Annotated in this window: 18 protein-coding genes and 1 tRNA gene; 9 read left to right on the forward strand and 10 right to left on the reverse strand. The window is 45.6% G+C overall.

Going from position 1 to position 19,783, the window contains the following annotated elements; translation table 11 throughout:
• Positions 1–111: 111 nt before the first annotated feature.
• The 3 genes from crtH to SIB66_RS08150 form a co-directional block, all read right to left on the reverse strand.
• On the reverse strand, positions 112–1,674 hold the full coding sequence (gene crtH / locus SIB66_RS08140; protein ID WP_063405749.1) for a carotenoid isomerase: 1,563 nt from the start codon (positions 1,672–1,674) through the stop codon (positions 112–114).
• A 132-nt stretch (positions 1,675–1,806) separates the two neighbouring features.
• Positions 1,807–3,210: an FADH(2)-oxidizing methylenetetrahydrofolate--tRNA-(uracil(54)-C(5))-methyltransferase TrmFO gene (gene trmFO / locus SIB66_RS08145; protein WP_063405750.1), complete on the reverse strand. Its 1,404-nt coding sequence runs from the start codon at positions 3,208–3,210 to the stop codon at positions 1,807–1,809.
• A 75-nt stretch (positions 3,211–3,285) separates the two neighbouring features.
• The gene (locus SIB66_RS08150; RefSeq protein ID WP_011130420.1) at positions 3,286–3,402 is read right to left on the reverse strand and encodes a photosystem II protein Y; all 117 of its coding nucleotides are present in this window, start codon (positions 3,400–3,402) and stop codon (positions 3,286–3,288) included.
• 225 nt (positions 3,403–3,627) lie between these two features.
• Between SIB66_RS08150 and SIB66_RS08155 the strand changes: the two genes are divergently transcribed.
• Positions 3,628–3,699, forward strand: a tRNA-Lys gene (locus tag SIB66_RS08155).
• A 193-nt stretch (positions 3,700–3,892) separates the two neighbouring features.
• Complete coding sequence (locus SIB66_RS08160; RefSeq protein WP_063395417.1) at positions 3,893–4,090, forward strand: hypothetical protein; 198 nt, start codon at positions 3,893–3,895, stop codon at positions 4,088–4,090.
• Positions 4,091–4,760: 670 nt separating this feature from the next.
• Here the strand turns inward: SIB66_RS08160 and SIB66_RS08165 are convergent.
• A complete protein-coding gene (locus tag SIB66_RS08165) occupies positions 4,761–5,021 on the reverse strand; it encodes a hypothetical protein (protein WP_063403168.1) in 261 nt (86 codons plus the stop codon).
• Between the two features lie 484 nt (positions 5,022–5,505).
• On the opposite strand from SIB66_RS08165, the gene SIB66_RS08170 reads away from it, so the two are divergent.
• Together SIB66_RS08170 and SIB66_RS08175 are read left to right on the forward strand one after the other, a co-directional pair.
• Positions 5,506–5,652, forward strand: coding sequence for a hypothetical protein (locus SIB66_RS08170; protein ID WP_236070104.1), 147 nt, complete (start codon positions 5,506–5,508; stop codon positions 5,650–5,652).
• Positions 5,653–8,492: 2,840 nt separating this feature from the next.
• Positions 8,493–9,545 carry a chlorophyll a/b binding light-harvesting protein gene (locus SIB66_RS08175; RefSeq protein WP_011130418.1) on the forward strand — a complete coding sequence of 351 codons (1,053 nt, stop codon included), beginning with the start codon at positions 8,493–8,495 and terminating at the stop codon, positions 9,543–9,545.
• 515 nt (positions 9,546–10,060) lie between these two features.
• On the opposite strand, the gene SIB66_RS08180 is transcribed toward SIB66_RS08175, so the two are convergent.
• A complete protein-coding gene (locus SIB66_RS08180; RefSeq protein ID WP_011130417.1) occupies positions 10,061–10,339 on the reverse strand; it encodes a hypothetical protein in 279 nt (92 codons plus the stop codon).
• A gap of 1,196 nt (positions 10,340–11,535) precedes the next feature.
• Between SIB66_RS08180 and SIB66_RS08185 the strand changes: the two genes are divergently transcribed.
• Complete coding sequence (locus SIB66_RS08185) at positions 11,536–12,798, forward strand: MFS transporter (protein WP_063405789.1); 1,263 nt, start codon at positions 11,536–11,538, stop codon at positions 12,796–12,798.
• A gap of 745 nt (positions 12,799–13,543) precedes the next feature.
• On the opposite strand, the gene SIB66_RS08190 is transcribed toward SIB66_RS08185, so the two are convergent.
• Positions 13,544–14,146, reverse strand: a complete 603-nt coding sequence (locus SIB66_RS08190; protein WP_063405754.1) for a hypothetical protein — start codon at positions 14,144–14,146, stop codon at positions 13,544–13,546.
• A gap of 1,198 nt (positions 14,147–15,344) precedes the next feature.
• Between SIB66_RS08190 and SIB66_RS08195 the strand changes: the two genes are divergently transcribed.
• Complete coding sequence (locus tag SIB66_RS08195; RefSeq protein ID WP_413681228.1) at positions 15,345–15,488, forward strand: hypothetical protein; 144 nt, start codon at positions 15,345–15,347, stop codon at positions 15,486–15,488.
• Between the two features lie 200 nt (positions 15,489–15,688).
• Here SIB66_RS08195 and SIB66_RS08200 read toward each other — a convergent pair whose 3' ends face one another.
• Positions 15,689–15,928: a hypothetical protein gene (locus SIB66_RS08200; protein WP_063399282.1), complete on the reverse strand. Its 240-nt coding sequence runs from the start codon at positions 15,926–15,928 to the stop codon at positions 15,689–15,691.
• Positions 15,929–16,104: 176 nt separating this feature from the next.
• The gene (locus SIB66_RS08205; protein ID WP_063421435.1) at positions 16,105–16,605 is read right to left on the reverse strand and encodes a hypothetical protein; all 501 of its coding nucleotides are present in this window, start codon (positions 16,603–16,605) and stop codon (positions 16,105–16,107) included.
• 271 nt (positions 16,606–16,876) lie between these two features.
• Here SIB66_RS08205 and SIB66_RS08210 point away from each other — a divergent pair, with 271 nt between their 5' ends.
• A complete protein-coding gene (locus SIB66_RS08210; RefSeq protein WP_236070106.1) occupies positions 16,877–17,209 on the forward strand; it encodes a hypothetical protein in 333 nt (110 codons plus the stop codon).
• 422 nt (positions 17,210–17,631) lie between these two features.
• Here SIB66_RS08210 and SIB66_RS08215 read toward each other — a convergent pair whose 3' ends face one another.
• Together SIB66_RS08215 and SIB66_RS08220 are read right to left on the reverse strand one after the other, a co-directional pair.
• Positions 17,632–17,865: a hypothetical protein gene (locus tag SIB66_RS08215; RefSeq protein WP_063405758.1), complete on the reverse strand. Its 234-nt coding sequence runs from the start codon at positions 17,863–17,865 to the stop codon at positions 17,632–17,634.
• A 437-nt stretch (positions 17,866–18,302) separates the two neighbouring features.
• A complete protein-coding gene (locus tag SIB66_RS08220) occupies positions 18,303–18,710 on the reverse strand; it encodes an OsmC family protein (RefSeq protein WP_063405759.1) in 408 nt (135 codons plus the stop codon).
• A 250-nt stretch (positions 18,711–18,960) separates the two neighbouring features.
• Here SIB66_RS08220 and SIB66_RS08225 point away from each other — a divergent pair, with 250 nt between their 5' ends.
• Entirely contained in the window at positions 18,961–19,299 is a 339-nt protein-coding gene (locus SIB66_RS08225) for a DUF3288 family protein (RefSeq protein ID WP_063405790.1), read from the forward strand.
• A 51-nt stretch (positions 19,300–19,350) separates the two neighbouring features.
• Positions 19,351–19,626 carry an Ets-domain-containing protein gene (locus SIB66_RS08230; RefSeq protein WP_236070107.1) on the forward strand — a complete coding sequence of 92 codons (276 nt, stop codon included), beginning with the start codon at positions 19,351–19,353 and terminating at the stop codon, positions 19,624–19,626.
• Positions 19,627–19,783 lie beyond the last annotated feature (157 nt).

Here is a 19,783-nt window from a genome sequence, read left to right on the forward strand (position 1 = left end):
ATGACATCAATTGAGATGTGCTAGCCATACCGCGGAACAATTTCTGCTGCTGCCTTGTACTTCAAGGTCGTTTGGGTAGCGATTGTCTTCTATGAAGATCTAGAAGATGGCTCAATTGGGCAGGGCCCAGGGGTTGATCCCTAAATCGGCACCGATGAGATGGGAGCAGGCAAAGCCACTAAAAGCAACTGCATTTAGGCCTTGGCCAGGGAAACAAGAGTCGCCGACGCAATAAAGCCCTTTGAGTCCAGTGCGGTTAAAAGGCATGGTGAGAAGTCCTGGTAAACGACTTGAGGGGATTGGCCCATAGCTACCCTGAAATCGTCCTAGGAAACGTCGATGGCTACGAGGAGTGCCCACCTCTCGGTGAACGATGGCTTGACTTAGGCCAGGCAGGATTTTTTCGAGTTTCCTGATTAGACGGTCAGCATCAGCTTGCTTTTTGCTGTTGTAGGTCGCAGGGCTTAGGTCTTGCCATGCCTGCATTGAGGATGGTGTGAAGGCGTGGACGATGTGATGTCCCTCTGGCGCCAGGGATGGATCCAGGAGAGTCGGCATAGAGACGAATGCGACACCCTGTTCACTCTCCATTTCATCCCAGCTTTCTAGGAGCAGATGGTGGCAGTGGCTGTTGGCTGGAATGGCCTCGTTAGGAACTCCAAGGTGAAGAGAGAGGAAGGATGGCGATGGCACATAGCGGCGTCGCCAGGTCTGCTCCGCTGCGGGTGTGTGTTCTGCATCCACCAGGGCCTGTTTGGACCCCTCACCGCTGAATGTGTCCCAGCGAGTGGCGTTGGATATCACCCTGCGGGCGTGGATGATTTCTCCATTTGCTAGCTGTACACCAACGGCACGATTATCTTTCAGCACCACTCGTGTGACCCGTGCCTTGTAGCGGATCTCACCACCATGACGTTGCATGCCTTTGACGAGCTTTTGGGCTATCACACCAACGCCTCCTCTGGGGTAGTTGATGCCACCGGCATGGCGATCTGAAAACACCATGCCAGCATTGATCATCGGTGTGAGGTCGGCAGGCATCACTGACCAGCAGAAGCATTCAATGTCGATGAACCGCAACAGTTCTGGGTCTTTGATGTGACGCCTTGCTACATCACCCACGTTGACGGGCAACCAGCGCGCAAGACCGAGACAGGCCAGGGGGGACTTGAAAAAAACTTTGGCCAGATAAGTGGGATCCTCGATCGATAGCAGTGGCATTGCATCCAGGCAGTTGAAAACTTGCCAACAGATGTCGTAAAAGTGACGGATCCCCTTCGCTTCGTGGGGGAAGCGTGCGGTGAGATCAGCAATGAACTGCTCGTATTTCCGATCAACTGCGAGCTCTAATCCTCCAGGAAGGTGGTAGGCGAGTTGGGCGGGGTCAGGCAGGGTGTCACAGTGCTCCCCCACATCGGCCAAGGCTCGGGTGAGCAGGTTGGTGTATCCCTTTTCTCCGAACCCGAAGATCATTGATGCACCTACATCAAAGGTGTAGCCCTCTCGCTGGAATGAGCCGCTACTACCACCTGGGATTGTGTAGCTCTCCAGAACAAGAACCTTGGCACCTTTGACAGCTAGCTGACTGGCGGTGACCAGGCCGCCGATGCCCGAACCGATAACCACAGCATCCCAGGGCTGTGTTGCGTCTTTTTCGATGCGGATAGGTTCCATGGCATGGTCTCAACAGCTTGACGCTAAGGGCTTGCATGCAACTCTGAACCCGTCAACTCTGACTGTGAAGTTTGCGGCAGCTTTGCTGGAGAGATTAAAGAATCAGTTTGATGCTTGCCCTGCTCGAGAAGATTATGAACTCCCTATCTGGATAGGGACCTTTCTCGTGCCCCATTGTTGCTGGGCTTCCTCAAGCATCGTGAGCGCCCTATCTCGGTAGGCACCGTAGCGTGCGCGTTTAGCGTGGATTCGCTCTGCAAGTTCTGGCAGAAGGCCGAAATTTGCGGGCATCGGCTGGAACTCACCTTTGCGGCCCCTAAAGCAGTCGCTGTCACTCACAAAGTTTGTAAGGGCACCGATCATTGTTGTAGAAGGAAGCGTAATGGTGTTGAGACCCATTGCTAATCTCGCTGCATTGTTTCCAGCAAGCCAGCCTCCAGCTACTGCAGCGGTATAACCCTCTGTGCCGGTGATCTGTCCAGCAGCGAGGAGGTTGGATCGTTTGCTGAATTGCAGGGTTGGTTCAAGTAGCTGCGGGGCTTCGAGAAAGGTATTGCGGTGCATGACCCCAAAACGCACGAATTCAGCCTGGTGCAGGCCTGGAATCATTTTTAGAACTCGCTTTTGTTCGCTCCATTTGAGATTGGTCTGAAAGCCCACCAGATTCCAGAGACGACCCTCGTGATCTTCTTTGCGCAGTTGCACAACTGCATAAGCCCGCTTGGAGCGACGCACGTCTCGATCATTGAGATCGCCCCAACGGGGATCCCAGAGTCCGATTGGTTTGAGTGGGCCGTAGCGCATTGTGTCTTCGCCGCGACGAGCAAGCTCTTCGATTGGTAGGCAGCCCTCGAAAAACTTGGCAGATTCCTTATCGAACTCTTTGAGTTCGGCTTGCTCAGCATTGAGCAGTGCTTCCCGAAAGGCAAGGTATTGCCCTTTGTCCATCGGGCAATTCATGTAGTCAGCGTCACCTTTGTCGTAGCGGCTTGCCCGAAATGCCAGCGTGAGATCGATACTTTCGCCTTCGATAATTGGACTGGCGGCATCAAAGAAGTGGCATTCGCTACGGCCGGTGAAGGTGCGTAGGTTTTCTGCAAGCAATTCACTGGTCAGAGGACCCGTTGCCAGAACAGTGATTTGTCCTTCATCTGGAAGGTGTTTCTGCTCTTGGCGCTCGATCGTGATGCGTGGATGGGTCGAGAGTTCTTTGGTAAGGGATGCACTGAAGGAAGCCCTATTGACAGCTAGTGCACCACCAGCAGGTACGGCGTGGCTGTCGGCTGTGCGGATCACGATTGAGCCCAGCCGGCGCAGCTCTTCCTTGAGTAGGCCGGCTGCACGATCGCTACTCAGAGCGCCAAAGCTATTACTGCAGACCAGCTCTGCACATTCACTGCTGTAGTGAGCTGGTGAGTGCTTGATCGGCCGCATCTCTATCAGCCTGACAGGCACGCCTGCTTGTGCTATTTGCCAAGCAGCTTCGGAACCAGCCAGGCCAGCTCCTATGACAAGCACAGTAGGGAGGGAACTCAAGAGTTCAGGTCATTCGGCATTTGGCCTGAACTCGAGCTTAGGTAGTGGCCATTTGGGGATGGCCATTGCGGATTTTTAGCCTTTGTTTTTGCTGACAAGCCCCAAGCCCTGTTGCTTTAAAGCAGCACCGCGGATATTGATAAAGGCCCAGGTGGCGGCAAGTAAAATAGGGAGGAGAACGATGAGAATCATGAGGGGGCTGATCGCTTAGTGGATTTTGCAGAGAACCGATTCTACGGGCTTATATAAGGCCAAGCATGCTTGGCCTCAGCAGCTGATCGAATTTTCATCAACCACTTTAGGTCCTTAATCTTCAGTTGATGCGGTGGCTGCATGGATACTTTGCCAAGGTGTCCTTTTTGCTCGATAGGCTGCATGATAATTTTCTTGCGTGCCTGAATGGCATGCCCAAAGGGCGGGTCGCTAGCTCAGCGGTAGAGCATTCGGCTTTTAACCGACTGGTCCTGCGTTCGAATCGCAGGCGACCCACTTCAGTCAGGCCAGTGGACCTCAGGGAACACCCTTGAAGTCACTGGCTTTTTTCATGGGCTGAAGAGCCATCAAAGACTTCGGAGGGCTTCGTTGGGAATCGGCTCATGTCGCGTATTTCGATATGGACTTTGGCAGGGGATAGGAAGAATCAACCCTTAACTTGAGGGCTAAAGTCGTATCAAAAGGAACAATGGCGACAGCAGCTGAAAAACGTGAGGACATCAAAAGCAAGCTCCAAATTCTGCGCAAGGAATTGCGGGAGATCCATTCGAAAGTGATGGAGGAAAGCACGATGCCCGAACCCAGCGAGGTGCGTGCCTCGATGGCCAAATTGGAAGAGCTGCTTGAAGTACTTGAACCCAAGTCAGCGAAGAAGTCGAAGAAGTAAACCTTATGAGCTGACATCCCTGAGAGGATTTTTAAAGACCACTAGGACTTCGCCACTGTCTTAGTCATCTTCGATGACCTAGCTCCAGCGGTATGCGTCGAGAGCTACTCATGGATTTTCGATGAGGACTGGCTTGAGTTGCGTCGCCTCCTCGAAGGCTCTTGCCACTTCGGCTTTGACTGGCTTGTCGGGGTCAATGGCTATTGCAACGTCATAGTTCTGGGAGTTGAGTCATTTGATTTCTTTCGATCATCCTTGATTCGTTTGTTGATCCAGTTCTCGGCTCTTGCTCACATCCACTCTGGTCTTTAGCTCCCCCGGCCTGAGTGCCATATTCCAAGCCCAAACCTTTTGATAAGTTAAAATGCCTAGCTTAAGTAGCTTCGGAATACCTAAGGCAACGGGATAAACCCCTTTGGGTAAGGGGGAGGGTATCGCGTTCGTGTCAATGGACGCGTAAGTTTTGTCGTACTGTTTCGTTGTAGCAGTGCATCTCAGGGTTTCCATCCGGCTTTTTAAACTGGCTGGCTCTGCGTTCGAATCGCAGACGACCCATCTCAATCACAACAAGGGGCTAGGGCCAAAAAGTTGGCCCTTTTGCGTTTGAACGCTGGGATGGTGGTTTTGTTGAGATTGTTTTGGTCAGCTTGCAAAACTCGTGCGTGCCTTGTCACTCCTGAGCGACTTTCTTGAAGACCACTAGGAATTCGTCACTATCTTCGTCATCTTCGACGACCCAGCTCCAGCTTGATGCGTCGATTGCTACGAGTGGATTTTCGATGAGGACTGGCTTGAGTTGCGTCGCCTCTTCGAAGGTTCTTGCCACTTCTTCTTTGATTGGCTTGTCGGGGTCAATGGCTATTTCAACGTCATAGCCCAGGGAATAGCTTCTTTCCCCTTTGACCGACCCATGGAGTAGCTCGTTTTTCAATCCAGTTCTCGGTTCTGGTGGACAAATGCACTCTGTTGCGTATTTGTGCTCATGAGTGTTAGCCGACACACTTCCCGACAAATTGCAGAGGCCTTATCGGAAAAGAGTTTCTCGATGTCTACAGCAAGTGAGACACGTAGAAGAGGTCAAGGTCAAGCTTCAGGGCCTCCGCAAGGCCTTGGGGGTCATGCATGCAGGGGTGCTTGACGGAACACTGCTCCCTGAGCCTGGTGATGTTTGAGTTGCTATGGCCCAGTTGGAAGCTCTACTCGAACTGTTAGAAAGCAAGTCAGCTAGAAAATCGAAGTCGAAAGAGTCAGCCAAATGACTTAGAGCTGTTTTCTGTCAATCCTCACTGTTGTAGGCATGAGCTATTCGGAACTGTGCTCAGCTGTGAGCCTGGATCCACTTCGATGGATCTGACTGATTTGTTGAGCTCTACTTGCATCTCTTTGCTGTGAGAATGATGCCCCAAGCTGATCCAATGCTTCCAGAGGCTTGTGTGGGCAAATTCCAGTTTATGGGGTTGGGTTTTCTGTATTCATTGTTAAGCAAGGAAAAATTTGGTGCTGAAAGCAAATCAGAAGCCCTAGGGGGTGGAACCCAGATTTATGTCCTGCATGAGGAGTGATGCATGCATTAAAAAGAACCGTTTAAGGGGGTACTGAGAGGATTACTTGCAACTGTAATAGCCTGAAATTTCAAGATCTATCAAGCTCTTATAGGCATTGTCTCTGTTAGTTTTTTATCTTTAGATTGGACATCGTTACTTCCCTTGAACAAACTTTTTTTACGTTGACCTTTGCGCAATGATTTAAATCTTGGAACAAAACTATAAAAATTAATGATTAAAGATTTAAACGCCTGCTACATATTGACTTTGGCACTGAGGTTGTTGGCAGTTGATCTTGTTGGCTTGCTAAAGTGCTAAATAGCATGTTGAAAATCAACAATTGGTAGGCCTCCAGGCTGCTTGAGAGGCAATAAAGAGACCCTGGCTGGTTGGCGGGTGATGAGGAGAGCCAACCTTGGAAAGCTTCTCTTTAGTGACATGAAAGATTATAAGCAGGCTCAAGATAAACTCTGAACTTGCTTGCAGTGCTATCTAAAATACCCTAATAACTGACAGACAGAGCCTGCTTTCCAGGGCCCATTGCTGCGGATTGCAGAACCACTACGTCCCCTGAACTGGTGATGGATCCACGCTTATGACCTTTGTTGTATCCATCTCTAGTTTGAAGACACACCGATCAAACCCTGTGTTGATCCTTCGCAGCCGATAGCTTTGGTTATTTAGTCTAAAAGGATCTTGGCAATACATGCTCCCGGTGTGTTGTTTAATTGATCATTGAGACTGATTGGAGCAATGGAATTCCTTGCAAGATCAATTGCAGCGTATAGGAGAAAATAATTTTAAGGAGGAGATGTAGAAGAATGATGCGCTTGATTGCTCGAGATCTGAAGTCTGCGTAGTAATGCCTCAAAGGTTTACGAATTTCCCTAACAGTTAATGACTTTTTTGAGGGGTTTTTGGTGTTCTAATCATGCGCAAAGAGCAAAGCTTTTGCAGGTGATAATTTGCCTTGGGAAGGGGTTTTCAAAAGATTTTGCAAAGGGGAGACCTTGCATTCTTCTTCTTACACCCATCATGTGATCAAGATCACGAAGATAAGTGGGAGGCAACAAGGTTTCTTCTGCTTAATGAAATCAGGCTGGTAGACATCGGGCATAGAGCCCTCACGCTTTCCAAAAGATGAAATCACAGCTCGCCGTCACATGTCTTTTAATTGCCATGGGAATATGTATTCAGGACCAATATCCCCAACAGATGAACGCTAAAGCAGAGTCGCGCAGAGTTCTTTGTTCAAAGCAAATTGGCATCCCATTTGGCACCGACAACATGACCGATCTTCAGTGGGAGAAATTCGGGCAATGCATTCGTGAATCTTTTTCCTGAGAGTTGTTTGAACTCCGCTCTTGTACCGCAAAGGAGTAGGGCTAATCCTTTGCCTAATTGCGGTTTGACCTGTTGAGGAGGCTTCGCTTACGTTGACGGATCTCTGAGGAGTCCGCTCAGGGTGATCTCATCAGCATCGTGTTTGGGTATTTTCAAGAGGATGCGGATCTAGTTCCGTGATTCATTGTTAGACCGTAACGGAGTCTTGGTGCTTCCGAGCCCATCTTTTTGTTGAGACTTGGTTGCGACTTAGTGGATTTGTGGCGATATTTGTTTAGTGGTGCATAACTCATTAAAGCAATGGCTGTTGGCTCGCTTACTACAGTTACCCTTAATCGAGTTAAGGAAATCATTGATCGCTTAGCCTCTGGGGAAGTAGTGAGCCTGGAGGAGAGGATCAAATTGCAGAAGTATGCAATTCACATTCCGTTTATTGCTGTCATTTTGAGCAAAGCCATTCGAAATCGATCGGAGCTGAAATGAAATGTACTTATTGAACGAAGCGGGTGGTCCAAGCACTCTTACTATTGCCGCAGTGGTGATTGCTATCCTTACTTCAAGTTGGTTGTTTGGCGCATTGATAACCCTCCTCACCAAAAGTAAAAAATAACCTTACTTGGCGAAAAAATTGATTTTGAGAATCAATGAGCCATACACTTTTTCAATTCATTGCCTAGTAAAAACAATGATTGGCATCGGGACTAATATTGTTTTTCTAATCATGTTTATTGACTTGATTCTTTTTATAAGACACATCCAATCAAAGGGCCTGAATGGATCCCTTTGGCGATCCAAGAGATTTATCCCTTCACAAGTATGTAGAAAACCTCGTAATTTGAGTCTTTTTACTAGTAAGTCATTATGGCATGGTTAATGTTAGCTTGATCTAAGCTGATGAGCTGATGAGCTGATGAGCTGATGAGCTGATGAGCTGATGAGCTAATAAATTGTTTTTACATTGATTTAGCTAAGAATCCACCATGAACTATGTGTGGCTTATTAGCTTGGCTGTTTTCAACAGATTATTGAAGTGCCACTAGTGGATTTTCTCGGAATCAGATCAGATGCTTTTTTATAGCGTTGTTAAGACACGTATAGAAAGTGAACGATGACAAAAGCTGATTCTCAAACGATTGGGGAATCGATTTCCAGCGAGGGTTTGGAACCTCTCCTCTGGAAACGGTTGAACTGAATCTCTAGCAAAAAACGCACCTTATTTTCTGGACCTGGAAGGCCTAAGTCTTCAAGACTTGATCTTGCATGAAACATGGCAGGCCTTATGAGTGAATTGTGAGAGATGCGCCCTTTAGCAAGAATCACCTCTTATCGTCAGCAGAGTGTGCCAGTAAATTGACCGACAGTAGGCAATTATGCCTAAAAAATCGATTTTTTTAGCATAAACGCCTAGGTAATTAGCACTAATTTGCTGCTCAAGTGGAGTCTTGTTACAGGTTCTAGGTGAATCCCTTAGTAAAGGTTCATAATGCTGCTGGCGTTTCTCTTGCTCCGTTCTCGTGCAAACTTATGGAAATCCTAACCCCACCTATGGGTGGTGGGCAGGAAATGCTGGAACTACAAATCGATCAGGAAAATTCCTGGCAGCGCATATTGCCCACACAGGTTTGATGGCCTTCTGGGCAGGATCGTTCACTTTATTTGAACTTTCCCGTTATGACCCCTCAGTACCCATGGGGCATCAGCCTCTGGTTGCCCTCCCTCATCTGGCAACTCTTGGAATAGGCGTTGGTGATGGTGGTGTCATAACTGATACTTACCCAATTGTTGTGACGGCAGTCCTGCACCTGGTTCTATCCATGGTTTATGCAGCTGGCGGACTTATGCACTCCCTCCTATTCAATGGAGACATTGGCGAAATGGGAGTTAAGTGGGCTAGAAAGTTTGACTTTAAGTGGGATGATCCAGACAAGTTGACCTTTATTCTTGGTCATCACCTATTCCTATTAGGCCTTGGCAACGTTCAATTTGTTGAATGGGCTAAGTATTACGGCTTGTATGACAATGCAGAAGGGGTAGTACGAACTGTAGTACCAAACCTGAACATTGGCATGGTATGGAATGCTCAGTTTAATTTCCTAGCTATTAATAGCCTTGAAGATGTAATGGGCGGCCATGCCTTCCTCGCATTATTCATGATGTCTGGTGGCCTTTGGCACATTGTTACCAAGCAAGCCGGTGAGTACACCACATTTAAAGGCAAAGGAATCCTTAGTGCTGAAGCTCAGCTCTCATGGGCCCTTGCAGGTGTAGGTTGGATGGCTTTAGTTGCTGCCTTCTGGTGTGCTTCTAACACAACCATTTATCCAGATACATTCTTCGGTGAAGTTCTAGATCTCAAATTCAGTATCTCTCCTTATTGGGTTGACACTGCAAATCTTCCTGAAGGAACCTACACATCACGTGCTTGGTTGACCAACATTCACTACTACTTGGGATTCTTCTATATCCAAGGTCATCTGTGGCATGCCCTCAGAGCTCTCGGATTTGATTTCAAGAGAGTTTCCAATGCAATCGGCAATGCCGACAGCGCAACAATTACTCTGAACTGATTAGTTCTCCAGTAATTAAATTAAGCCCTGCACTCATGTGCAGGGCTTTTTTTTGCTTAGGAATAGTCTGATTTGTCCATTGATTGAATATTCCTTTCTACGTTTTTACAGATTTTTCTAAGCTCAATCCTGCTATCTATGAAGTTCAGGGCTAAACTGGCCTCAAGCAAAATACTTGGAATGGTTTTGCTGTTTCTGATTTTATGAATGTATAACTCTCAAGTTAAACAGAACACATCTAAAGAACTCATCATTTTTAAAAGCCTCCAGTCTTATTTCTCACGAATAGGGTTGGACTATTTTGGTTTTGTAGATTATGGCTTTGTTGGTTATGGCTTAAACCCACTAACCCACCTGCCTCCTTCTTCTTCTTGGTGGGGGCGTAGCTTTACTCCCTTTTGTGGATAGATGGCTTGTTTTTTTTGCAAAAGAAAAACCCTACACATAAGTGCAGGGTTTAATTAAACCTATTTGAATTTTAAATTCATTAGGACTTATCGTGGATTCTCTTGTTATCAGGCACCACTGAAATTTAACAGCCAGCCTAGCCCTAGGCATTTCCATTCTGCCGGGCAACTTGCAACGGATCCAATGCCATTGGGATCAGCATTTACGCCAAAGAACCAAAGGATCATTACAAATAAAGCAGGCCCACCAAGTAAAAGTGCATGAATGGCACTAACTTGTTGATCCTCTACACCACGCCACCAAATAATAGGTGGAGCCAGCCACCGCTGCATCCACTTGGGAGCACCGTCGAGTGGGTCAATTGGATCACCTACATTTCGTCCCATAATTCCAGGGGTGAGCGAAGACCTAATAGTTCTAGCATTTCTTGGGCGAATTAGAATTATCTGATTGCAAAGTTGAAGTTACTCTTCATTGCTTGTGATGCCCCATCTGTAGGCCTAAATTTATCAGAATAATCTTGATAGCAGATTGGGGATGGACTGTTTACAAGCAATGCCTTTGTATGCGCTGTTTAAATGATCTGGATTGTTTTTTCATCGCAGCACTGTTTGGTGATTTTTTATCGAAGGGTCCTTGCAGCACGAATTGGCTTTTCGGACTGGCTTGCCCTTGAGTTTTTTGGCACGCCCATAAGGCTTCTTGCCTTGCGACTTACAACGAATCCATTATGTGCAGCTCGCCTAATGCCCTAAGCGATAACGATCGTATAAGGCTTATGAAACCAAGCAGATTCGAAAACATGGTAGAAATGGTGCTTAAGGCTGGGTTTTATAGTGTATAATTAACCGGCTTTGCATTCTAATTCAAATGATTCCTTCAGCTGCAATCCTTGGAGTCCTTGGCATTCTTGGTTTTGCTTTCTTCTTCTGGTTGGCCGTTAACGATCCAGCAGACGCCTGAAAATAAATTGCTTAATTGGGCAGAGTCTTTCTCTGCCCAATTTCTTTTTGATTCTTGTATGGTTTCTTGGAACTTATCCATAGAAAACCTTTGCTAAATTCATTTTCAAAAGCTGGGAAAATTTGATTCTCTCCTGATGTGTAAAAAGCTCTTTGCTTGACTTCATCTTGAGAAAACAGAACTGCTCTGAAGGCTAGAGATACTAGAATCTCATGCAGTTACACGAATCAAAATTTTCTTAATATATAGCAAGGTATACCTTTAATAGCTTAGTGTGTAAAAATCACTCTATTTCCTTGTTGGTATAACCGTAAATGATACCAGTTAGGGAACTTTTTTTGATCAATCTTAGACCTTTGCCTGTATAGAACTTTGCCTTTTATTCATGAATGAATTGTGATTTGAACACAGAATTCAGGTCAGACAGCATTTGCGGATGTGTTTAAGTAAGATATGAAGAGTACATCAATGAATTCTCTTTTTTGTCGACATACAAGAAACGCTTTTGCCTTTTCTTAAGTCTTAATCACACCATTTATGTTTGAGCCTTAGGTCAGAATTTCTTGCTTAAGCATGAGGGGAGACTCATCTGAAAAGACCATTCTTTTAGTTGTTTGGCATGATCGCAAAAGCCCAAGAAACATCTAACATGCGTGTGATACTAGCGGGACTCGTTGGTAACGTGATCGAGTGGTATGACTTTGCTTTGTATGGATACTTTGCCAACGTTATTGGACAACAGTTCTTTCCCTCAAGTAATCCTTCTGTTTCTCTAATTGCTGCTTTCGGAGCGTTTGCCGTCGGCTTTCTAGTTCGGCCCTTTGGAGGGCTTTTGTTCGGACGTATCGCTGATTTGCTGGGACGAAAACAAGCTCTTATCCTTACCTTGATGGCTATGGCTATACCAACAGTGCTAATGGCCTGTATGCCTAACTACAGCAGGATTGGCATAGCCGCCCCGATCATAGTTGTTTTGTTGCGTATCATTCAAGGATTATCAGTCGGCGGCGAGTACACAACATCGATTGTCTATCTCGTTGAGAATGCCCCTGATCAACGACGGGCCTTCTTTGCTATTTGGGGGCTATGGGGTGCAGTATTGGGAATTCTGTTGGCTTCAGCAGTCGCCAGTTTTCTTGCGAATATTCTAGATCATCAACAGCTAGATATCTGGGGCTGGAGAGTGCCTTTTGCTCTTGGTTCTCTTGTGGCATTAATAGGACTTTTAATTCGTCGTGGCCTTGTTAGCGATGTATCTACTGAAGTATCCAGAGACCCAGTACAACAGGTTTTTGGAAAATACCGTATGCAGGTATTACGCTTGTTCTTGCTTAATATTGGTGGTGGTGTTGGCTTCTATGCAGCTTTTGTGTATGTTGTGAGTTATATAAAAGAAATAGATATGGTGTCTGAACGCATAGCTTTGAATATAAATACAGTTTCTATGGCAATACTTTTACTACTTTATCCATTAACAGCTTGGCTTTCAGACCGTATTGGACGCAAGCCCTTGTTGCTCGCTGGGGGTGGCATGTTGATGTTTGGCTCGATTCCACTGTTTGAATTGATTCACACCACTGATCCTTCACGAATTTTCGCAGGGCAGCTTGGATTTGTGATTGCACTCGCAACTCTTTCGGGAGGATTAAATGTCGCGAATGTGGAGCTAATGCCTAAGGTGGTTCGCTGTACCGGCCTGGCCTTTGCCTACAACACTTCTATGGGAATTTTTGGTGGTACAACACCATTAATAGCGACCTGGTTAATTCAGGGAAGTGGCAATCCAATTAGCCCTGCTTACTGGGTAGCGGGCAGTGCTTCGATCACTCTATTAACAAGTATCTTTTGGGTTAGAGAGACGAGACTTTCATGTCTGTCTTGAACATAGAAAAATGAAATTTAAGCATCTTTACTCCCCGATTAAGTTTATAGCTAGCCTATCATTGGCCTGAGGAGCTATCCCAAATTGTTTGGTTTGTGTTCTATTGCCGACATCACTAGTAAGGAGCGCTTGCCATAGGATCAATTTGTTGCGTTATAATTATTAGACAACACGGGCCTGATTCGTTTAAATTAATCTGTTAAGGAACCAACCATTCGTTTACGCCATGGATTTGTCAACAGTACTTCTATGGGCTTCTTTGCCATTTGCACTGATAACGCTTTATTTTGGAACTAGAAATGGATATTACGACAGTGATTTGTATGATGGAGATGGATGCGCACATGACGTGCAGAGATGATACTCTTTTCATTGTTAGCTTTTACTAATATTGAGATGCTCTGAGTCTTCTTCGTTTGACTTGTATCTAATCCATAGAAATTTTTGAATTGCAGAAATAAATACTGAGATTCAAATAAACTAATTTATAGCTTCCATCTCTATATACACAACCTTTGTGCTTATCTTGTAGATATTATACTTAAGTTTTTTTAGCGAAATCGATTCAAAGCGAGAACTTGAAGTTATGATTATTTATAAATAATGGCTGGTCTAGACTTTCATTTGTATGAGTCTTGTTTTGGAGCAACGTATTACTTTGCTTGATCAGTCTGTAAATAGTCTATTGTAGCTTTAGGTATTCTATTGAGGAATGCTTATTTTGCAGGATTAGTTGATTTCACATTTATTCGTGGCCACCATTACAACTCATCACTTTTATCGGAAGATCAGCTTTATTCATTTCATCATTATTAGGAGAAGATTCAATACATTCATTCTGTGACTTAGCCCAACGAGCAATAGGCTCAAGCCTCTCAGCAATCGGCTCAAGCCTAGAGACACCAACGACTAGGGCGATCGTACTGATTGCCGCCATCAATGTGTAGGCGAGATCTTTGGCAATTTCTAATTTGTTAACTTTACGGCGTTCTAGCTGTGTGCTTTTTGGGGAGGCCTCAATTGCCTTCCAGTCAAACCGTGTTTGCGAGGTAGGGATTAGATCTGAGTTGAGTTTTGTTCGCGAGTTAGTTATTGGCCTTGAATCATGAGTCGATCGAGAGGTAAGGATTGGATATGAAGAGGCAGGAATTGCTTGCATTTGAGGGATCTGATCATCGTTGCTAGTCGTTGATTTACAAGTTTCTGATCGTGGCCTCCATCCTGCAATGGTGATCACAAGTGAGACAGCCGCAACAAATAACGAGCGCAGGCTTTTCAAGGCATCACTGAGCTCCATCGCCAGGCGGCGTCTGTCTTCGAAAAAGTCCGGGGTTGTTTCTTTGGTCATGCCTCCTTTTAGCTTATTTCATCCTTTGTGAGTAGTCGCTTTGAACGTCGATTTGTCTCTTCAGGAGAAAAGCCTGTATTACTTCAATTGTAAGACATCAGTAGCGGAGTCATTTCATTGCCACTCAGCTTTCTTGTCAAGACAGAAAACCCTTTTGATCTTGCTTCACCGATGCACTTGATAATGCAAGCTTTTTAGCAATGATGCTTGCTAATTGTGCATGTATAGAGTCCGATAGTATCCTGAACCAATAGCCGCATGATTGAAATGATCTCCAGGCTATCCTTGTCGCCCCTTTGATCGCGACCGTCACTATTTCTGCGATCCCATAATTCATCTGGTAAAAATGGTCGGGACCCCTCATCTCGATCACTTGCTAATGGAGGTTCGTTGCGATCATACTTTTTTAGCGATGAGCCTCGCCGCAGTACTTTACATTTAGTTCAATAACCCTCATTTTAACTATTTTTCGAACTGGATATTTTACATCTCTGCTGGGGGCCAACCGCTTGATTTGAACAATATAAGCCGCCTAGTCTTCCCAGCGTCTTTGGTGATACTGGACCGACGATTCCTCGGTTTATGGATTCTCATATCAAACATGTATCTTTGGATTTAGGGGCCTGATGACCAGAATCTTCAATTCGTCTTGTTCGAATTCTTTGAACATGTACGCTTTTCCCGAAGATGTCTTTAGCTCCACTTAGTGCACATCAATTGATGATCTTCCTTGCTGATGGTTTGAGAAATTCACATCAAATAACCGCAAATTAGAATTTTAAGGTGATTGCTAATTGAAGTTTCCTCTAGTCTATTCTATTGGTGCAGGTCTAGTCAGGTTGAGATGGTTGATCTGAGCGACCACCGCTAATCTGACTTTTCAATAAAGACTTATAAGCTCATTATAGTAGGAATTCCCATTTCGTTTAGATCATTGCCAATGATTTAACAACTTCATAGTTCTCCTATATCTGATGTGCCAACAACTATCTGATCTTTAACCGTTAGGGCCTAATTTATATGATAGCAGTTTTAACCAGATAATACTGGCATCCTTCTGAACAGTTGGATGGCAACCTTTTGGAACAACGAATGAAAATTGTCAAACTCATGACATCTGCCTTTGCAACAACATTTGTTTTCATTGGAGTGCCGATGTCCGCAGTCGGAAAACATAATCGTCATCACCATGATCATTATGTATTTGCTATTGGGTACCACTATGTTGGCGGTGGTGTTTGTCGCCGCAACGGGCTTTGGTATCAGGGAAGAAGCCATTAGCGTTGTTTTGAAAACCGACGTGAACCCAGAGGAACTGTTGAGTTGGTTGATGGAGGTCTAAAAATTAAATTTTAATAGTTAGCTCTTAAGAAAGCTTAGTGCCTTTAACTTTTAGTCCTTAACCATTCTTACATCTGTGTAAATCACTATCAAGTGCTAGCTCATCATGTCTAGAGTTCTTTTGAAGATCCTTGATGAGCTAGAGTCTATAATGTCAAGCTTTTTAGTAATACTTGAGGACTTCAAATCTTAACGCTCTTGTTAATAGCGGAAGCGTTTAATTACTTTTGCTGGTTCATGGTTAGAACCCTCTTGATAGAGGATCCATTGGTTCGTTTCTAGATCATGATCACAGCCAAATTCAAGGCTTTCCTTATAGGATTCCCACTTTATGAAGTGGCAGGCTTGGTCTGCTTCAAAGGCTGAACGGTAACTAGTAAAAAATAAAAAAAGCATCACGCCAGCGGCGAGAACAATAATGGTAACGAAGCCGACTTTCATGTTTGCTCTGATCTGTGTCTTAAGTACAAGGATGATATTGGCACAGATGATGGAGTATAGACTGAGATGAAGTCAGTTCTTGATTTTAATAGAATGAACGGCACCTTTTTTAATCATAGGATAAATCTGATGTTTGACACTTGCCGTCAAAAGTTTATTTATTCTTTACATCTTTATCACCTCTCCCTTTGGAATAAGAACAATACCAACAACAGTGTTCCCCAGATTGGTAATAGATAAATAGCGGTAAAAACCCCCATTATGAAAACAGTAGAGGCAACAATTATTGCGGCTCCGATTCCAGCCCAAAGTAACCAGCGACGCAGTCTTTTCGGCCATACTTGCCCGGTTAGTCGATCTAGTTGATTCTGTAGCTCCCTACGTTCTTGAGTCATCTCCTGCAGACGACTCTGATGCCAGGAGATTGAGTTTCGAGCTGATGATTCAACGACCTTTTTCTGTATACCTCCCAAGAAATCTGAGGAGCCAGAAAACATTGAGCGCACACTAACCGCTTGAGCTTGAATGAGTGCACGGCTGGTTTCGCCGATTGCTCGATCGATCCTCTCTAGTCGAGCCTGCAAAGACTGCACAGTGTCAGCATTGCGCGAGAGGTCGATCCTTTGCAGGGCGACGACTTTGTTGGGTCTGCTAAAAATCCCTTGAATGAGGCGCAAATGGTTGGTTCCGGACCCTTACATTATGGGTGTGCTAGTCAACACGTTCTATAGCTAGGCCTCTATGGTCCTCCACTGGTTGGGAGCTTTAGCCATGTATGTGTTGAGTCTGCCTGAGTCGGCTTTAAACACAGGTTTTTTAGAATCCGTCCAGCCGCGCTAAAACACCATTGGTAGTGCCTGGGGGAGTGTAAACACTCCAGCGCATCCACTCATGACGTTCGTTTTGCTGCTGACTAAAACGGAATTAGAGCCAAGGACAGGGTGATGGATGGAGAGGTCGGTCCTGAAAGGCTTTAGGGGCCTACTTTGTGGGCCCCCGCTAACAACGTTTGGAGTCAAGCAATGGCAAGCCAAAGCTCAGATAGCAAACGAAAACCTAGACAATCAGTTTTTTTATTCAATAAACGATGCCCTTAAAGCTGACTACCGTGAGATTCGTCGCCTGGATTTGAAAAAACGGCTTGGGGTATTGCTCTATAGACGTGAACGTATGGAGCGTGAATTAGAAGCAATTAAGGTAGCCTTGAGCACATTGGAAGCTCAGATGCAGAGAAATGTCGCTTATGAGCGGCTCTCTATCTGTCATAAATCCTCTCCTTAATCACCATTGATTTGTTATTATTATTAATTTAGACATCATAAGACTTTCTGGAACTTTTCAGTCTTGATTCGTATTTCTTCTGCTTTCCTTTGGACGGTTCTGCGCACGATGGCACAACACAGTCTAATCGGACCTGAGTAAATAAGCCTGTCCTCATCGACCTTCCTGTACAGGTTCATGCTTTTAAGGGCATGCCTAGCGGCGACACCCTTTAGAATGTATCATTCAGTTGATAGTCAACCTTCTTCAGGTACTTTCATATGCCTTCTTTAAGATCAATTCTCTAAAAATATTCTCTTTCTTTATTGTACTAATGTGATAATACCTAGGGTAATTTGTTACCTGTCAATGTTTTTTTAGATTAATAGCTGAAATCATTTTCTCTGCAGCTTCGTTCCCCAATTTGTCCTTTGACAACTTGGTTAGGGCCATTCGTCGAAGTAGTCCTGATCCGCTAGGGGGGCCTGCTGATCGTCTTGAATTTTGCCTTCTGCTCGATCAAGTGAACTCAAGGATTTCTCAACATAGGTTCTTACGTAAGCAGCTCGCTTCTGTTGGTAATGCATATGACGAAGGGTACGAGTTAACTCATGCCGTCGGACGCGTCGCCACTGATGCATGAATCGATCGAGAAATGTTGGATGGCGACGGCTCATCGATCTATTCGCTTCCTAAAGCGCATTTTATTCAGTTTTCTTGGTGCAGTGAAGAATGCTGCAAGATCATTCGCTGATAGTTGCAGATTGGTAATCAAAGTGCAGGCATTGCTTGTCATAGATGATGCACCCTCTGGTGCACTCGCGACGATAAGGCTGTTGAGCAGAGTGAGCTTGTGCCGCTCTCCTTTGACGAGGTTGTGATCTGTTTGCTGGTGATGTACGCAGTACTGCTCATATTCACGGTCATCAGGAGGTGAGGCGGCTCAACCTGCAGGCTTCACAACATCAGTAAGGTTTGAAACCTGCAGGTATGCATTGAAGAAGGTCACTTGGGGCCTTTCAGGGAAGATATCTATGGGAGTGAAGTGAAGTCGTATCAGTGGACCCCCTGCTTAGAACTGCTTTAGACAGGCTTGTCGTACGAGGGAAGTTAATCAGCTCCAGCTGAACTCCATAGCGATCCCTTCTTTGAGGCTCCGTTTTACTGGGCAGGTATCAACCACCCTTTGAAGCAGCTTGACCTGTTCATCGCTTAGCTCAGGCGGCATTCTAATTCGAAGCTTCAGGGCTTTGATACTGCGCGGGCCTTCACTGGTCATGATCTTCTCGACTTCAACTGCTGCACCCTCGATTCTCCAGCCCTTGCGACGGGCAGTGATGCCCATCACGGTGAGCACGCAGGTGCCAAGAGCTGTTGCGACTAGGTCTGTAGGTGAGAAGGCCTCGCCCTTACCTTCGTGATCGATAGGGGCATCGGTGCTAAGACGATCCCCAGAGGGAGTATGTAGGGCTTCACAGCGCAGATTGCCCTTGTAGCAACAGGAGATTGTGGTCATCGTCATTAAGCTCTGAACTGATTATTCTGCGATTGGATGTTTTTGAGAACCTCATCGAATAAAAAATCAAAGGCCCCAGTAGCCTGCAACGATTAATTAAACTCTTGATCAAATAAGGTTGATCTGATCTGATCATCTTGGATTCAACCTCAAGTAAGCCCAATCGCTATGGCGCTCATTGTTTAAGGCCTACTAACTAGAGATGGATCAATACAAATCAGGCTTTTGTATCGGCCCATTCAAATATCCTGTTGGTATGGAAAAGAAAAAACAAGAGGAGACTTCACCTCCAGATCAAAACCACCCCCTCTATGCGAGTGATCGTGATCGAGTTGATGCTCTCTTAGGGCATAAGGGGCATCCCAACGAAGACCAGCTCACCACGGCAGCGATGCTTCTAAACCGTTACGACGGCTTCCAAGGTGCGATGGACTTGCAGGAAGATCTGACAAAGGTGGTTAAGAGTTGGGGTTTTGATCGTGAAGCCCTTAATGCCAAGACCAGAGCAATCTGGTCCAGTGGTTGGCGACCAGGCATTGCCACTTCTGGCGATGACGTTGGCTCAGGATCCGACGTCGTTGACAAGGAGACCTGATTGGTACCGCCGCTCAAGGTTGATACTGCTATTGATGTTCCCCTTGCATCGATGAGCGCCCCTTCCCAGGAAGGCAGGAGACTGACCCCACGCGAAATGGTTAGATCCCATGCTTTTCCCGTATTGGCTGCTTTAAGTACTATCAGCCTCATCGTGATCGCCTGGTCGCTGATCCCAATTTCTAGACAGGCAGCCCGTTGGAACGGATGTTTTGAGGAATCCTTACGCTGGCAACGTAGGGACTTCCCAAAGGAGTCCAAAACGATTTCGAAGTTGTGGGCGACTCGCTACTGCAATGGTGGCTCTCTACCAATGCCAAGGAAGTAAACGAAGTCTGACTATTTTTGCGTAAGTTGCAAGAATTGATTGGGCCTGATAAGCCGTTTGAGCATCCTATTTAGAAGGGAATTCGATGAGTAGTTCCAAGAGAACACCGATGCCTTGACAGATATCAGATTTTAAGTCTTTAGAAAGGATGCGACCG

The sequence above is a fragment of the Prochlorococcus sp. MIT 1318 genome (genome assembly GCF_047304505.1).
In the GTDB taxonomy this organism is placed as follows: Bacteria; Cyanobacteriota; Cyanobacteriia; order PCC-6307; family Cyanobiaceae; genus Prochlorococcus; species Prochlorococcus marinus_D.

Excerpts from the sequence above, each read along its gene's own strand:
- crtH (WP_063405749.1), bottom strand. The coding sequence starts at position 1,674 with ATGGAACCTATCCGCATCGAAAAAGACGCAACACAGCCCTGGGATGCT.
- SIB66_RS08150 (WP_011130420.1), bottom strand. The coding sequence starts at position 3,402 with ATGATTCTCATCGTTCTCCTCCCTATTTTACTTGCCGCCACCTGGGCC.
- SIB66_RS08160 (WP_063395417.1), top strand. The coding sequence starts at position 3,893 with ATGGCGACAGCAGCTGAAAAACGTGAGGACATCAAAAGCAAGCTCCAA.
- SIB66_RS08170 (WP_236070104.1), top strand. The coding sequence starts at position 5,506 with ATGCTTCCAGAGGCTTGTGTGGGCAAATTCCAGTTTATGGGGTTGGGT.
- SIB66_RS08180 (WP_011130417.1), bottom strand. The coding sequence starts at position 10,339 with ATGGGACGAAATGTAGGTGATCCAATTGACCCACTCGACGGTGCTCCC.
- SIB66_RS08185 (WP_063405789.1), top strand. The coding sequence starts at position 11,536 with ATGATCGCAAAAGCCCAAGAAACATCTAACATGCGTGTGATACTAGCG.
- SIB66_RS08190 (WP_063405754.1), bottom strand. The coding sequence starts at position 14,146 with ATGACCAAAGAAACAACCCCGGACTTTTTCGAAGACAGACGCCGCCTG.
- SIB66_RS08195 (WP_413681228.1), top strand. The coding sequence starts at position 15,345 with ATGTATTTGCTATTGGGTACCACTATGTTGGCGGTGGTGTTTGTCGCC.
- SIB66_RS08200 (WP_063399282.1), bottom strand. The coding sequence starts at position 15,928 with ATGAAAGTCGGCTTCGTTACCATTATTGTTCTCGCCGCTGGCGTGATG.
- SIB66_RS08210 (WP_236070106.1), top strand. The coding sequence starts at position 16,877 with ATGGAGAGGTCGGTCCTGAAAGGCTTTAGGGGCCTACTTTGTGGGCCC.
- SIB66_RS08215 (WP_063405758.1), bottom strand. The coding sequence starts at position 17,865 with ATGAGCCGTCGCCATCCAACATTTCTCGATCGATTCATGCATCAGTGG.
- SIB66_RS08220 (WP_063405759.1), bottom strand. The coding sequence starts at position 18,710 with ATGACGATGACCACAATCTCCTGTTGCTACAAGGGCAATCTGCGCTGT.
- SIB66_RS08225 (WP_063405790.1), top strand. The coding sequence starts at position 18,961 with ATGGAAAAGAAAAAACAAGAGGAGACTTCACCTCCAGATCAAAACCAC.
- SIB66_RS08230 (WP_236070107.1), top strand. The coding sequence starts at position 19,351 with ATGAGCGCCCCTTCCCAGGAAGGCAGGAGACTGACCCCACGCGAAATG.